The organism is Salinivibrio socompensis S35 (assembly GCF_000513715.1).
Taxonomy (GTDB): Bacteria; Pseudomonadota; Gammaproteobacteria; order Enterobacterales; family Vibrionaceae; genus Salinivibrio; species Salinivibrio socompensis.
Map to the genome: position 1 here is coordinate 1 of NZ_AQOD01000031.1, position 13,648 is coordinate 13,648.

The following is a 13,648-nucleotide window of genomic DNA, read 5'->3' on the forward strand; positions in this document are numbered from 1 at the left end:
TGATCCGCAACCAAACGTGCTTTTTGAGGCGAGATACGAGCAAAGCGATGTTTAGCAATAGCTTCCATTTCTTACCCCTTATCGCTTCTTAGCTTTCTTATCAGCAGCGTGGCCGCGATAAGTACGTGTTGGTGCAAACTCGCCAAGCTTGTGACCGATCATTTCTTCAGAAACGAAAACGGGTACGTGCTGACGACCATTATGGACAGCGATGGTCAATCCGATCATCTGTGGGATGATCATTGAACGACGGGACCAAGTCTTTAAAGGCTTCTTGTCACCGCTTTCCACCGCTTTCTCTACCTTCTTCAGCAAGTGCAGGTCAATAAAAGGACCTTTCTTGAGAGAACGTGGCATGGCTTATCCTCTGATAATAATTACTTGTTACGACGACGTACAATGTACTTGTCGGTACGTTTGTTCTTACGGGTCTTGAAGCCTTTAGTTGGCATACCCCAAGGTGTAACTGGATGACGGCCACCTGAGGTACGACCTTCACCACCACCATGTGGGTGATCAACCGGGTTCATTGCAACACCACGTACGCTTGGACGTGCGCCTTTCCAGCGCGCCGCACCGGCTTTACCCAGTTCGCGTAGCATGTGCTCTGAGTTACCCACTTCACCAAGGGTCGCTCGACCTTCAGCAAGAACCTTACGCATTTCACCGCTGCGTAGGCGGAGTGTGACGTACGCGCCGTCACGAGCAACGATCTGTGCATAAGCACCCGCAGAACGTGCAAGCTGAGCACCTTTACCAGGTTTCAACTCGATGTTGTGGATAGTAGAACCCACTGGGATGTTACGCATTGGCAGGCTGTTACCTACCTTGATTGCTGCATCTGCACCAGACTGAATCTGATCACCGGCTTTTAGGCCTTTCGGTGCGATGATGTAACGACGTTCACCATCCGTATACAGTACAAGCGCGATGTTTGCACTACGGTTTGGATCATACTCAAGACGCTCAACTTTCGCTGGGATACCGTCTTTAGTACGTTTGAAGTCAATTACACGGTAATGATGCTTATGACCACCACCGATGTGACGCACTGTAATTCGACCGTTGTTATTGCGACCACCAGACTTAGAGTTTTTCTCTAGCAGTGGTGCGTATGGTTTACCTTTATAAAGATCATGGTTAACCACTTTAACAAGGTGACGACGACCCGGTGAAGTCGGCTTACATTTCATAATAGCCATTTGCTTTTACTCCTCCGTCTTACTCAGCGCCGCCAACGAAGTCGATGTCCTGACCTTCTTTCAAGGAAACATACGCTTTTTTCCAGTCGCTACGGCGGCCTTCACGCATACCTTGACGTTTGGTCTTACCCTTAACGAGAAGGGTACGAACAGACTTCACTTCAACTTCGAACAGTTTTTCAACTGCCGCTTTTGATCTCTTTTTTCGTTGCTTCTTTAGCTACTTTAAATACAACAGTGTTGTTGCTTTCAGCGGCCATCGTCGCTTTTTCAGAGATGTGCGGAGCACGCAGAACTTTTAGGATACGCTCTTCAGTGATCATGCCAGCATCTCCTCAACTTGTTTAACTGCATCTGCAGTCATCACGACTTTGTCGAAAGCGATCAAGCTAACTGGGTCGATAGTATCTGCATCGCGTACGTCAACCTTATAAAGGTTACGTGCGGCCAGGAACAGATTCTCATCAACTTCGGCAGTGACGATAAGAACGTCGCTTAGCTCAAGTTCTTTCAGCTTAGCAACAAGCTCTTTAGTTTTTGGTGCTTCAACAGAGAAGTTGTCAACCACGATTAAACGCTCTTGACGAACAAGCTCTGATAGGATGCTCTTAAGAGCACCGCGGTACATCTTTTTGTTAACTTTCTGAGCATGGTCCTGAGGACGTGCTGCGAAAGTGACACCACCGCTGCGCCAGATTGGGCTGCGGATTGTACCTGCACGGGCGCGACCAGTACCTTCTGACGCCATGGCTTAGCACCGCCACCAGATACGTCTGAACGAGTTTTCTGAGCGCGAGTACCTTGACGGGCACCAGCTGCGTATGCAACGACTACCTGGTGTACCAGGGACTCGTTGAATTCACGCCCGAAGGTAGTTTCGGAAACAGTTAGCGCGTCGGCGCCTTTGACTACCAATTCCATTACTATCTCCTCGACGTTACGCTTTAACGGCTGGTTTAACGATCACGTTGCCACCTGTCGCACCTGGTACTGCACCTTTAATAAGGAGCAGATTGCGCTCAGCGTCAACACGTACGATCTCTAGATTTTGAGTCGTTACACGCTCAGAACCCATATGACCTTGCCATTTTTTTGCCTTTGAATACGCGACCTGGAGTCTGACATTGACCGATAGAACCAGGAGCACGGTGAGACAAAGAGTTACCGTGCTCATATCTTGAGTACGGAAGTTCCAACGCTTAACGCCGCCTTGGAAGCCCTTACCCTTCGACGTGCCAGTAACGTCTACTTTTTTGATTTCGTTGAACAGTTCTACGTTTAGCTCAGCGCCAACTTCAAACTCTTCATCATTTTCCAAACGGAATTCCCACAAACCGCGGCCTGCTTCGACACCTGCTTTCGCGAAGTGACCAGCTTGTGCCTTGTTGACACGGCTTGCTTTCTTCTCGCCTGTAGTGATTTGAATTGCTGCATAACCATCTACTTCAGGCTTACGTACCTGAGACACACGGTTTGCTTCAACTTCAACTACGGTAACCGGGATAGAAACGCCATCTTCGTTGAAGATACGAGTCATACCGACTTTACGACCGACTAGACCAATCATTATCTACTCCCCCTTAACCCAGGCTGATTTGAACATCAACGCCCGCAGCAAGGTCAAGACGCATCAGAGCGTCAACAGTTTTATCTGTTGGCTCAACGATGTCGATCAGACGTTTGTGAGTACGAATCTCGTACTGGTCACGTGCGTCTTTGTTTACGTGCGGAGAAATAAGAACGGTGAAGCGCTCTTTACGAGTAGGTAGAGGGATAGGTCCCTTAACCTGTGCGCCAGTGCGCTTAGCGGTTTCAACGATTTCCGCTGTAGACTGATCGATCAAGCGATGATCGAACGCCTTCAGGCGGATACGGATACGTTGGTTCTGCATGAGACAGAGCTCCAAATTCTAAAATATTTACACAAACAATATCGCCATTCCTTCTCACTAAGGCGAGGGAATACCGATTAATTTATGTGAAACCGTAGTGCCAAAATTAGGCACATTGTCAGCCATTATTCTATGACTGCGAACATAAGCGGAGTATACATTAAACGAACAGTTTACTGTTCCATTCCTCGATGCTCATTGGTTCACAACTGCGTCGGAAGTCGTGATGACTTAAGCAGTGAACGGGATTATACCGATACATGATGACTTTGCAAGCGTCGGTTAAAAATACATCATAAAAAAACGCGCCTAGCTGGCGCGCGTTTTCCATGACCAACGTTGGATGGGTTTTCAATTTAACCCTTTTCGCTAGCGTCTTCGATAATCTGAGCTTGGTTATAATTGGCAATACCAACCTTCTCAATCAAGCTAATCTGGGTTTCCAGCCAATCAATATGCTCTTCTTCGTCATCAAGGATGTATTGAAACAAATCCCGTGACACAAAATCACGAATGCTTTCAGTATAAGCAATCGCCTCTTTTAAGTCCTCATGGGCTTGCATCTCAACCGCCAAGTCGCATTCAAAAATTTCTTGCGTATCTTCACCAATTCTCAGTTTTCCAAGGTCTTGGAGGTTCGGGGTTCCCTCAAGAAACAATATCCTCTCAATCAGCTTATCAGCATGCTTCATCTCATCGATGGATTCTTCATACTCCTTGTGAGCGATGACTTTTAACCCCCAGTCTTTGAGCATGCGCGCATGAAGAAAGTACTGATTAATCGCAACCAATTCATTGCCGAGTACCGTGTTGAGAAATGCTATCGATTTTGGATCGCCTTTCATGGCAATAGCCTCCTTATGGTTCTACTTAACAACTGTAGAACCCATAAGGAGGCTGTCAAATATTGACCGCTTGTTTAGCTCGCTTGCTGCAGTGTAATCAATTGGCTCTCGTCGACTATCACCTCTTTGGCTTGACGCACGCATTTGCCACACTGGGAGCCCAGTGGTGTCAGCTGCCGTAATTCACGGATACTGGTGATACCTTGCTGACGCACCCAATGTTTGATCGTCTTATCCGACACACTGTGGCAAATACAAACTAACATCTTAGCTATCTCAAAACATGAACTATAACGAGAATAGTTTGCATTGCGGTTGAGGTAAAGCCTTTTTATATAACGGTTGGTTATTGACTGATGATTCATTTATATCAATATGACGAGATTGAAAAGACAATAAAAAAGGGAGCGCGATGCGCTCCCTTTTATGGATAAGACTAAACGTCTATCACATTAAGCAATGATGTTAGCAACAACACCAGCGCCTACAGTACGGCCACCTTCACGGATAGCGAAGCGCAGACCTTCGTCCATCGCGATTGGTGCGATCAGCTCAACAACCATCTTGATGTTGTCACCAGGCATTACCATTTCAACGCCTTCTGGCAGCTCGATCGTACCGGTTACGTCAGTGGTACGGAAGTAGAACTGTGGACGATAGCCTTTGAAGAACGGCGTATGACGGCCACCTTCATCTTTGCCCAGCACGTAAACTTCTGATTCGAACTTGGTGTGCGGAGTGATTGAACCTGGCTTCGCCAGTACTTGACCACGCTCAACTTCGTCACGCTTAGTACCACGCAGAAGAACACCTACGTTCTCACCCGCACGGCCTTCGTCTAGAAGCTTACGGAACATCTCAACACCGGTACAAGTGGTCTTGGTAGTGTCTTTCATGCCGATGATTTCAACGTCGTCACCAACAGTGATAACGCCTTGCTCAACACGACCCGTTACGACAGTACCACGGCCTTGGATTGAGAACACGTCTTCGATTGGCAGGATGAACGGTTTGTCGATCGCACGCTCTGGCTCTGGGATGTAAGAATCCAGGGCTTCTGCAAGTTCAACGATCTTCTGTTCCCACTGCTCTTCACCGTTCAATGCACCCAGTGCAGAACCTTGAATAACTGGGCAATCGTCACCTGGGAAGTCATACTCTGAAAGTAGCTCACGCACTTCCATTTCAACCAGCTCAAGTAGCTCTTCGTCATCAACCATGTCACATTTGTTCATGAACACGAGGATGTTTGGAATACCAACCTGACGGCCAAGTAGGATGTGCTCACGGGTCTGTGGCATTGGGCCATCAGTCGCCGCAACAACCAAGATACCACCGTCCATTTGTGCTGCACCGGTGATCATGTTTTTCACATAGTCAGCGTGTCCTGGGCAGTCAACGTGTGCGTAGTGACGGTTTGGTGTATCGTACTCAACGTGAGACGTTGCGATGGTGATACCACGATCACGCTCTTCTGGGGCGTTATCGATTGACGCGAAATCACGCGCAGCACCGCCGTATACTTTTGCAAGTACAGTACAGATAGCGGCAGTCAGTGTCGTTTTACCATGGTCAACGTGGCCAATAGTACCAACGTTAACGTGCGTTTTCGTACGTTCAAATTTTTCTTTAGACACGATCGTCTTCCTTCCTAGTTGTGAGTTAACGGGCTTTGCCTAATAACTCAGAAGTCAGTGTTTGATGCCAGCCATCGGGCTGGCATCAGGACCAAAATAATTAGCTACGCTCAGCAATGAGAGCATCAGCAATGTTCTTCGGCACTTCACCATACTCGCTAAATTCCATCGAGTATGACGCACGGCCTTGTGTTGCACTACGTAGGTCTGTAGCGTAACCGAACATTTCAGACAGTGGCACTTGGGCACGTACGATCTTCAGACCCGCAGGGCCTTCGTCCATACCACCGATTAGGCCACGACGACGGTTCAAGTCACCAACAACGTCACCCATCCACTCTTCTGGCGTGGTTACTTCAACCTTCATCATTGGTTCAAGCATAACAGGTTGCGCGTCGTGTGCACCTTTCTTGAATGCCATTGATGCAGCGATCTTAAACGCCATTTCGTTGGAGTCAACATCGTGGTAAGAACCATCGAACAAGGTCGCTTTAACGTCGAGCACTGGATAACCGGCGAGAACACCGTTTTTCATTTGCTCTTCAATACCTTTTGATACCGCGCCGATGTATTCACGTGGAACCACGCCACCCACGATTTCGTCAACAAAGACGAAGCCTTCGTTTGGCTCTGACGGTTCGATCTTCAGCCATACGTGACCGAATTGACCACGACCACCCGACTGCTTAACGAATTTACCTTCAACTTTGGTGCTACCACGGATGGTTTCGCGATAAGCAACCTGAGGCTTACCAACGTTACACTCAACATTAAATTCGCGACGCATACGGTCAACGATCACGTCTAGGTGAAGTTCACCCATGCCCGAGATCAGGGTTTGGCCGGATTCTTCGTCAGACTCAACGCGGAATGATGGATCTTCTGCCGCCAGTTTACCTAGCGCGATACCCATTTTCTCTTGGTCTGCTTTAGACTTAGGCTCAACCGCGATCTGGATAACTGGATCGGGGAACTCCATACGCTCAAGGATAACTTTTGAATCCATGGCACACAGTGTATCACCCGTGGTTACGTCTTTTAGACCCACCGCGGCTGCGATATCACCGGCGCGGATTTCTTTGATCTCTTCACGCTTGTTAGAGTGCATCTGTACGATACGGCCCAAACGCTCACGCTTAAGCTTCACTGAGTTGTATACACTGTCACCAGAGTTCACTACACCAGAGTAAACACGCATAAAGGTCAGCGTACCGACAAATGGGTCGGTTGCAATTTTAAAGGCTAACGCAGAGAACGGTTCTTTATCGTCGGCATGACGCTCGACAGGGTTACCGTCGTCGTCTTCACCTTTGATCGCTTTAACATCAATCGGTGAAGGCAAGAATTCGATAACCGCATCCAGAACCGCCTGAACGCCTTTGTTTTTAAACGCAGAACCACAGGTTGCTAGCACGATTTCGTTATCAAGGGTACGCTGACGCAGCGCTTTCTTGATTTCTTCTTCAGACAGCTCACCTTCTTCAAGGTATTTGTCCATCAATTCTTCAGACGCTTCGGCAGCAGACTCAACTAAGAAGTTGTGCCACTCTTCTGCTTGCTCTTTCAGATCGTCTGGAATTTCTTCATAGGTATATGTCATACCTAAGTCTTCTTCGTTCCAGTTGATCGCTTTCATTTTGATCAAGTCAATCACGCCCTTGAACTGGTCTTCTGCACCAATGTTCAAGTGAATTGGCACAGGGTGCGCACCAAGGCGATTTTTGATTTGGTCAACAACACGTAGGAAGTCAGCGCCCGCACGGTCCATCTTGTTGACGAAAACCATACGCGGTACTTCGTATTTGTCAGCCTGACGCCATACGGTTTCAGACTGAGGCTCCACACCAGATGAACCACAGAATACAACCACTGCACCATCAAGCACACGCAGTGAACGCTCTACTTCGATAGTGAAATCAACGTGTCCTGGGGTATCGATGATGTTGACACGGTGTTGATCAAATTGATGATCAGAGCCGTGCCAGAATGTCGTGGTCGCTGCAGAAGTGATAGTAATACCACGTTCTTGCTCCTGCGCCATCCAGTCCATTGTTGATGCGCCATCATGCGTTTCGCCAACTTTGTGATTAACGCCTGTGTAGAACAAGATCCGCTCGGTAGTCGTGGTTTTACCGGCGTCTACGTGAGCACAAATACCGATGTTACGGTAGCGCTCGATAGGGGTTTTACGAGCCACAATAGTATCCTCTTGCTAAGGTTAACCTTAGAAAATGGGTTTGGCGTGCCCCGAACGGGACACGCCATGAAGGCATTACCAGCGGTAATGTGCGAACGCTTTGTTCGCGTCTGCCATACGGTGAACGTCTTCACGTTTCTTAACAGCAGTACCTTTGTTTTCTGACGCGTCTAGCATCTCGCTTGCTAGGCGCTGAGCCATAGATTTTTCACCACGCTTACGAGCGGCTTCAACTAACCAACGCATAGCCAGCGCGTTACGACGTACAGGACGTACTTCGACGGGGACTTGGTAAGTTGAACCACCTACACGGCGAGATTTCACCTCGACCGCTGGGCGTACGTTTTCAAGAGCTTGTTCGAATACAGCCAAGTGCTCTTTACCAGAACGCTCAGCCATGATGTCTAGTGCACCATAAACGATTTTTTCAGCGGTTGACTTCTTACCGTCAACCATCAGGATGTTTACAAACTTTGCCAGCAATTCTGATCCGAACTTAGGATCTGGAAGAATTTTACGCTGACCAATTACGCGACGACGTGGCATGGATTATCTCCGTTGTCTTCTTCAGGTTTTATCCAAAACTTTTCAGTTTTTTCAAAATTCAATTGTTTGAGTGTTTGGCCTTACTTAACGGAATCCATTAAGACTTAGGACGCTTTACACCGTACTTAGAACGACCTTGTTTACGGCCGTTAACGCCTGCACAGTCAAGTGCGCCACGAACAGTGTGGTAACGCACACCCGGCAAGTCTTTAACACGACCGCCGCGGATCAGAACAACACTGTGCTCTTGCAGGTTGTGGCCTTCACCACCAATGTATGAGGTAACTTCAAAGCCATTGGTCAAACGCACACGACATACTTTACGCAGTGCAGAGTTTGGTTTCTTTGGAGTAGTGGTGTAAACACGAGTACATACACCACGTTTTTGTGGACACGCTTCCAGCGCAGGCACGTTGCTTTTCGCAACTTGCTTCAAGCGTGGTTTGCGGACCAGCTGGTTAATAGTTGCCATTAAATAGCTCCTGATATTACTTAACGTATAAGTGTGAAAAATCTAGCCCCAATACAACAGGGACGCGAAATTTAGGCGTCGGGGTATAGGGTGTCAAGATTTATACAGAGATCTTTGCATTGTTTATTTTTCAAGCAGCGTACAGGGGGCGTTCTCGCGCTGTTCAAGCTAGCGTATTACCATGTCATTTGCGTGACATGCTCGACGCTCAAGCTCACTAATTTATTCATGTCTATAACCTCAGCGCTGGGGTGTAGCTTATCGCCGAGCCCTCGAGCGTGAACATCATCACTGAGCAAATAAATAACATGATTCTCGGTAAATAATCGCATCGCCCACTCGCTGTTATCCAGCCCCGCCAGTACCGCATCACCAATTAATACAATCACACTGTCCTGATCGATGTAGTTCAAGCACAGCGTTAGCGCTTGGTCACGATAGGGAGACGATTTTACTATATGCAGCACGCCGACTCCTTAAAAATGCAGTATGCGATCGCACTCTGACAATCGCTTTTTGACTTGTTCAAGTGCCAGGACTTGAGTGGGTAAAACGGTCTCTGCTTGCGCCAGCCCACGTGCCGCCAATGAAGCGCGGCACACATAGATGTCCTCAACGTCACACAGCGGTAGCATTTTAAAGCTGGCAATGTAATCTCGACTCAGTATGTGTTGAGGTTGCTGGCTTCGATCAGTTGGAGGACCCCATCACCAATAAAAAAAACCGATAACGTGTCGCAAAACGCCGAGGTGGCGAGTAACGCATCTAGCCCTTCTCGACCGCTCGACGACCCGTGGGGCGACGTAGAAAAGACAAACCCTATTTGCATGAAGCCCTCTTAAAATTGCATGACTCGGTCAGCGGTCAACAAGGCTTCTGCCAGCGAGCCTAGCCCAGCTTGCGAAAAATCAGCGGCCAACGTGCTCTGCTGCAAGCCGTGTTGCGCCGCCTCTTGTTCGCTGATAACGCCACGACGCAGCGCAGCGGCAACGCAAGTTTCCAGTTGCACTTGATGTTCCCGCGCCAAGGATTGCCATGCCGCAACAATATCAAATTCATCGTTGGCAGGGACAGTGGTCGCCGTACCATTTAGCACTCCGTCTTGGTAGAAAAATACCTTGCTTATTTGGTGACCTGCCTCAATCGCGGCACAGGCAAACTGATAGGCAGTGCGCGCCAACTGTGACCCATAAGCAGGCTCAGTCACCACTAACACATAACGCAAGCTCATGATTCAGCCTCTTCCGTTTTCCGCTGTCTAACGTAAAGGTAGACCGTATGCTTAGAGATATTGAGACGCGATGCCACACGATGGATAGCATCTTTTATATCAAAAATCCCTTTATCATAGAGCGCCATGACTATCTGGCGGTTTTTGGTGTTGTTAGAGACGGTTTTATCGGCATTGACTTCTTCAACCGTCCGCTCAACGGTTTGGTCCACCAGCTCTTCAACATCACTGGCAAAGTTAACGGATGAAGCCGCTTGTTTGGCTTGATCATCAGGGATGAAGGCTTGTAATACCTGTGAAAAGGGCGCATCTAAATTGATGTTAATACACAAAAGCCCAATGATACGGTTATCACCATTGCGAATCGCCACCGTGATCGATTTCATCAAGGTGCCACTTTTTGCACGAGTGAAGTATGCCCGCGAAAAGTTGCGCTCAGAGCCTTCAATGTCTCGCAGCATCCGCAGCGCTAGGTCAGTGATGGGCGATCCCACTTGTCGACCCGTGTTTTCGCCATTCGCGATCTTAATCGCCGACTTATTTAAATCGTCTAATGCGTGCAGTACGATTTCACAATGTTCACCAATCAGCGCGGCTAACCCATCCACCACAGCGGCATAAGACCGCAGAATAACGCTGTCCTGCTGATTAAGTGGATTAGGCTCAATGAGCTCATTTTCCGTCATCATGTTCGCGCCAAAGCCTTCTGTCGGTACCACGTACGCCTATCCTTATTCGACCGTCAATCTTTATTTCTCTGCGCCCAGTTTAACAGAATTTATCTTTTAAAATGCAAAAGCCCCGGCAAAGCCAGGGCTTGTTCATGCTCAACAGTGTCAACAAAGGTTAACCTTCGTTAGCACTTTCTTGTTGAGTATCTTCTTTTATTTCTAGCAGTTCGACATCAAACACCAGTGTCGAATTAGCCGGAATAGAGGCGGTGTCTTGATCACCGTAAGCCAGCTCGGGTGGCACAACAAAGGTAAACGTAGAACCAACGGGCATCAGCTGCACCCCTTCGGTCCAGCCAGGGATCACACGGTTAAGCGGGAAAGTGGCTGGCTCACCACGATCGTAGGAGCTGTCGAACTGGGTGCCGTCAGTCAAGGTGCCTTTGTAGTGGACAACCACAGTATCTTCTGCGGATGGCTTCTCGCCCTCACCCATGCTATCGACTTTGTATAGCAAGCCAGAGTCCGTCTCTTTGACACCGTCTTGTTGGGCAAAGTCAGCACGATACGTTTCACCGTCCGCGATCGCGGCTTCCGCTTTCTCTTTGGCTTGTTCTTTCGCCAATTTGGTCACGCGCTGATCTAATGATTGTAACGCCGCTTGCGCTTGCTCATCGGTCAGTTTTGATTCGCCTTTAAAGACATCTTGCACCCCTTGTAATACCACCTCTTTATCAAGATCTAAGCCGATCTCTGCCTGTTGCTCTAAGTTGGCGTTGAGGTATTGAGCTAAAGACGCGCCAATCGCGTAGGCGGCTTTGTCGTCATCGTTGGCAAACGCTGCTTCCGCTTGTTCCGCAGCTTGGTTGGTTTGCTCGACGCTGGCATCGTCTTGCTGACAGCCGACGGCAAAGGCAACGGTTGCCGCGAGTAGCGACATCTTCATTACTGATTTCATTGGGTACTCCGTTGATGGCAAGGATGAATCCTCGTATTGTGGTGACTGACGCATCAACCATGCGAAAGCCTTATTCTATCAATATACTGGTGGTTATATGGCTGCAAACACTGGAACTCAAGCATGATGCCCAAAATCCGCCACATTATTTGCATTTTTATCGTTATTAATAGCCTAACCGGTTGTTGGCAGTCTGGCAAAGAAGCACAGCGCTGGTCAATCCATCCAGAAGGCGCAACCAGTTTTAGCCTCAGTCGCGATGGCCGTTTTGCCCTGCTCGCGTCGAAGGAAACGGACATTATCCTCTGGGATTTGGTCACCAATCAGCAGCTGGCCGAACTCGGTGCACAAGATCCCAATGCGAACCCCGTCGTTGTGAGCCATATTTCCGACAACAAGCGTTATGCCATAACCACAACGGCACAAAATTTCGCCGTTTGGGATCTCGCTTGGAGCCAGTCACAAGGGCTATGGTCGATTTCTGAAGGCATCATACGCGATGCGGCGATCAGTAATAACGGCGAAAAATTGGTACTGGCGTTATCGAACGGAAAAGCGCTATTTATCGACTTAGGCACGGGAAGGCGCTTAGAGTTCCTTGCCCATCGAGATAAAATCAATGCAGTGTCTATTTCCCCAAATGGCGCTTACGTACTCTCCGGTGGCAGTGACCATCATGCCTACTTCTGGGACACCCAGTCTGGCCAGATCATTAATGACTTTGCGTATGATCGGCGGATTAAGCAAGTGGCGTTGCACCGTGAGGGCAAGTACGCGTTTGTCTCTGATGGTGGTAACCGCGCCGTTATTTGGGCCCTACCCAGTGGCGACAAGGTCAGTGAACTGGATATTTTTGCCCGCCAAGCCATTTACGCCAGTGCACGCTTTTCCGATGATGGGACGCAACTAGCCACTGGCACTCCGTCACAGCGGTCGAGTTATGGGATGTAAAAACGGGAGAGAATATTGGTCGTTGGCAAGCATTGGCACAGCCTGACACTCGCCCCCCCAGCGCAGTGGTGTATGATGTGGCGATTGATCCAACCGGACGTGTCATCTCAGGCACCTCGGCCGGGATCGCCCAAGCTTGGTTAACCGACGCGCAATAATGAGAGAGCCGTATGAGCGAGATGGATAAGTTACAACAGCAAATTGATGATCTTGAGTACAAGGTGGCGTTTCAAGAAGACACCATCGACCAACTCAATACTGCGTTGACCCAACAGCAAAGTGATATTGAGCGCATGACGATACAAATTCAGTACCTCGTTAACCAGCTCCAACAGGTTGAGCCCGAGAATATTGCCAGCCAAGCCGACGAAACCCCGCCCCCGCATTATTGAGACCACAACGCGAGCGTCATCCTCAGATCGCAGTCGTTACAGCCAGACAGAAAAAAGGCGCCAAACGGCGCCTTTTATTAATGGCATTCATCACAACCAATTCATTCACAATCGATTAGTGGTCATGACCACAGTCTTCACCGTCTTGGTGAATATGACCGTGTGAAAGCTCGTCTTCTGTCGCTTCACGCACATCAACGATTTCCACAGAGAAAGACAGGGTTTGGCCTGCAAGCATGTGGTTTGCGTCAACAACCACTTCATCGCCTTCCACCTCAGTCACTTCGACTGGGATCTGACCTTGATCGGTTTCAGCCATAAAGCGCATACCCACTTCAACTTGGTCTACGCCTTGGAATACGTTAGCAGGTACACGTTGTACCATAGCTTCTTGATAATCACCGTAAGCGTCATCTGGCCCTACAGTGACTTCAAAGTTCTCGCCTTTTTCACGGCCTTCCAGCGCGTTCTCAAGACCGACGATCAGGTTACGATGACCGTGTAGGTATTGGAGAGGCTCTTGTGCTGTTGATTCATCAACAAGTGCACCGTCTTCATTTTTTACTTGGTAAGCCAGGCTGACTACCACATCTTTTGCAATTTTCATGCTCGCTCCGAGACCGGAAAGGTAAATGGACTGCCGATGATAACGGA

16 protein-coding genes and 5 pseudogenes are annotated in these 13,648 nt (G+C 48.7%); 2 read left to right on the top strand and 19 right to left on the bottom strand.

Features of this window, described 5'->3' with window-relative positions; translation table 11 throughout:
• From rplV to fkpA, 18 genes and pseudogenes are all read right to left on the bottom strand, one after another.
• Positions 1–68, bottom strand: a pseudogene (rplV, locus tag DZ54_RS24675) (50S ribosomal protein L22); the annotation flags it as partial.
• Between the two features lie 10 nt (positions 69–78).
• Entirely contained in the window at positions 79–357 is a 279-nt protein-coding gene (gene rpsS / locus DZ54_RS0104530) for a 30S ribosomal protein S19 (protein WP_021024467.1), read from the bottom strand.
• A 20-nt stretch (positions 358–377) separates the two neighbouring features.
• On the bottom strand, positions 378–1,202 hold the full coding sequence (rplB, locus tag DZ54_RS0104535) for a 50S ribosomal protein L2 (RefSeq protein ID WP_021024466.1): 825 nt from the start codon (positions 1,200–1,202) through the stop codon (positions 378–380).
• A 19-nt stretch (positions 1,203–1,221) separates the two neighbouring features.
• Positions 1,222–1,525: pseudogene (gene rplW, locus DZ54_RS19105) on the bottom strand (50S ribosomal protein L23).
• Positions 1,522–2,123: pseudogene (gene rplD, locus DZ54_RS19110) on the bottom strand (50S ribosomal protein L4). The pseudogenes rplW and rplD overlap by 4 nt, the downstream one beginning before the upstream one ends.
• Positions 2,124–2,139: 16 nt before the next feature.
• Positions 2,140–2,769 carry a 50S ribosomal protein L3 gene (gene rplC, locus DZ54_RS0104550; RefSeq protein WP_081721590.1) on the bottom strand — a complete coding sequence of 210 codons (630 nt, stop codon included), beginning with the start codon at positions 2,767–2,769 and terminating at the stop codon, positions 2,140–2,142.
• 13 nt (positions 2,770–2,782) lie between these two features.
• Positions 2,783–3,094 carry a 30S ribosomal protein S10 gene (rpsJ, locus tag DZ54_RS0104555; RefSeq protein WP_002541412.1) on the bottom strand — a complete coding sequence of 104 codons (312 nt, stop codon included), beginning with the start codon at positions 3,092–3,094 and terminating at the stop codon, positions 2,783–2,785.
• 356 nt (positions 3,095–3,450) lie between these two features.
• Positions 3,451–3,939 (bottom strand): bacterioferritin, encoded by a 489-nt coding sequence (gene bfr / locus DZ54_RS0104560; protein WP_025673233.1) that lies wholly within the window; start codon positions 3,937–3,939, stop codon positions 3,451–3,453.
• A 74-nt stretch (positions 3,940–4,013) separates the two neighbouring features.
• Positions 4,014–4,205 (bottom strand): bacterioferritin-associated ferredoxin, encoded by a 192-nt coding sequence (gene bfd / locus DZ54_RS0104565; RefSeq protein ID WP_025673234.1) that lies wholly within the window; start codon positions 4,203–4,205, stop codon positions 4,014–4,016.
• A gap of 186 nt (positions 4,206–4,391) precedes the next feature.
• Complete coding sequence (gene tuf, locus DZ54_RS0104570) at positions 4,392–5,576, bottom strand: elongation factor Tu (RefSeq protein WP_025673235.1); 1,185 nt, start codon at positions 5,574–5,576, stop codon at positions 4,392–4,394.
• A 100-nt stretch (positions 5,577–5,676) separates the two neighbouring features.
• Complete coding sequence (fusA, locus tag DZ54_RS0104575; protein WP_025673236.1) at positions 5,677–7,773, bottom strand: elongation factor G; 2,097 nt, start codon at positions 7,771–7,773, stop codon at positions 5,677–5,679.
• A 75-nt stretch (positions 7,774–7,848) separates the two neighbouring features.
• Positions 7,849–8,319: a 30S ribosomal protein S7 gene (gene rpsG, locus DZ54_RS0104580; RefSeq protein WP_025673237.1), complete on the bottom strand. Its 471-nt coding sequence runs from the start codon at positions 8,317–8,319 to the stop codon at positions 7,849–7,851.
• Between the two features lie 97 nt (positions 8,320–8,416).
• Positions 8,417–8,791, bottom strand: coding sequence for a 30S ribosomal protein S12 (gene rpsL, locus DZ54_RS0104585; RefSeq protein WP_025673238.1), 375 nt, complete (start codon positions 8,789–8,791; stop codon positions 8,417–8,419).
• 176 nt (positions 8,792–8,967) lie between these two features.
• Positions 8,968–9,258 (bottom strand): sulfurtransferase complex subunit TusB, encoded by a 291-nt coding sequence (gene tusB, locus DZ54_RS0104590; RefSeq protein ID WP_025673239.1) that lies wholly within the window; start codon positions 9,256–9,258, stop codon positions 8,968–8,970.
• A gap of 9 nt (positions 9,259–9,267) precedes the next feature.
• Positions 9,268–9,620, bottom strand: a pseudogene (tusC, locus tag DZ54_RS19120) (sulfurtransferase complex subunit TusC).
• A 9-nt stretch (positions 9,621–9,629) separates the two neighbouring features.
• Positions 9,630–10,022 (bottom strand): sulfurtransferase complex subunit TusD, encoded by a 393-nt coding sequence (tusD, locus tag DZ54_RS0104600; protein WP_037353569.1) that lies wholly within the window; start codon positions 10,020–10,022, stop codon positions 9,630–9,632.
• Positions 10,019–10,711, bottom strand: a complete 693-nt coding sequence (locus DZ54_RS0104605; protein ID WP_081721591.1) for a helix-turn-helix transcriptional regulator — start codon at positions 10,709–10,711, stop codon at positions 10,019–10,021. Before DZ54_RS0104605 ends, tusD begins: the two co-directional genes overlap by 4 nt.
• Before the next feature lie 157 nt (positions 10,712–10,868).
• On the bottom strand, positions 10,869–11,651 hold the full coding sequence (gene fkpA / locus DZ54_RS0104610; protein ID WP_025673242.1) for an FKBP-type peptidyl-prolyl cis-trans isomerase: 783 nt from the start codon (positions 11,649–11,651) through the stop codon (positions 10,869–10,871).
• A 126-nt stretch (positions 11,652–11,777) separates the two neighbouring features.
• On the opposite strand from fkpA, the pseudogene DZ54_RS19125 reads away from it, so the two are divergent.
• A pseudogene (locus DZ54_RS19125) lies at positions 11,778–12,760 on the top strand (WD40 repeat domain-containing protein).
• A gap of 21 nt (positions 12,761–12,781) precedes the next feature.
• Positions 12,782–12,994, top strand: coding sequence for a SlyX family protein (locus tag DZ54_RS0104620; RefSeq protein ID WP_420804833.1), 213 nt, complete (start codon positions 12,782–12,784; stop codon positions 12,992–12,994).
• Between the two features lie 115 nt (positions 12,995–13,109).
• Here DZ54_RS0104620 and slyD read toward each other — a convergent pair whose 3' ends face one another.
• Positions 13,110–13,601: a peptidylprolyl isomerase gene (slyD, locus tag DZ54_RS0104625; protein ID WP_025673244.1), complete on the bottom strand. Its 492-nt coding sequence runs from the start codon at positions 13,599–13,601 to the stop codon at positions 13,110–13,112.
• Positions 13,602–13,648: the final 47 nt, after the last annotated feature.

Excerpts from the sequence above, each read along its gene's own strand:
- rpsG (WP_025673237.1), bottom strand. The coding sequence starts at position 8,319 with ATGCCACGTCGTCGCGTAATTGGTCAGCGTAAAATTCTTCCAGATCCT.
- rplC (WP_081721590.1), bottom strand. The coding sequence starts at position 2,769 with ATGATTGGTCTAGTCGGTCGTAAAGTCGGTATGACTCGTATCTTCAAC.
- rpsS (WP_021024467.1), bottom strand. The coding sequence starts at position 357 with ATGCCACGTTCTCTCAAGAAAGGTCCTTTTATTGACCTGCACTTGCTG.
- slyD (WP_025673244.1), bottom strand. The coding sequence starts at position 13,601 with ATGAAAATTGCAAAAGATGTGGTAGTCAGCCTGGCTTACCAAGTAAAA.
- DZ54_RS0104605 (WP_081721591.1), bottom strand. The coding sequence starts at position 10,711 with ATGATGACGGAAAATGAGCTCATTGAGCCTAATCCACTTAATCAGCAG.
- tusD (WP_037353569.1), bottom strand. The coding sequence starts at position 10,022 with ATGAGCTTGCGTTATGTGTTAGTGGTGACTGAGCCTGCTTATGGGTCA.
- DZ54_RS0104620 (WP_420804833.1), top strand. The coding sequence starts at position 12,782 with ATGGATAAGTTACAACAGCAAATTGATGATCTTGAGTACAAGGTGGCG.
- rplB (WP_021024466.1), bottom strand. The coding sequence starts at position 1,202 with ATGGCTATTATGAAATGTAAGCCGACTTCACCGGGTCGTCGTCACCTT.
- rpsL (WP_025673238.1), bottom strand. The coding sequence starts at position 8,791 with ATGGCAACTATTAACCAGCTGGTCCGCAAACCACGCTTGAAGCAAGTT.
- bfd (WP_025673234.1), bottom strand. The coding sequence starts at position 4,205 with ATGTTAGTTTGTATTTGCCACAGTGTGTCGGATAAGACGATCAAACAT.
- fkpA (WP_025673242.1), bottom strand. The coding sequence starts at position 11,651 with ATGAAATCAGTAATGAAGATGTCGCTACTCGCGGCAACCGTTGCCTTT.
- bfr (WP_025673233.1), bottom strand. The coding sequence starts at position 3,939 with ATGAAAGGCGATCCAAAATCGATAGCATTTCTCAACACGGTACTCGGC.
- rpsJ (WP_002541412.1), bottom strand. The coding sequence starts at position 3,094 with ATGCAGAACCAACGTATCCGTATCCGCCTGAAGGCGTTCGATCATCGC.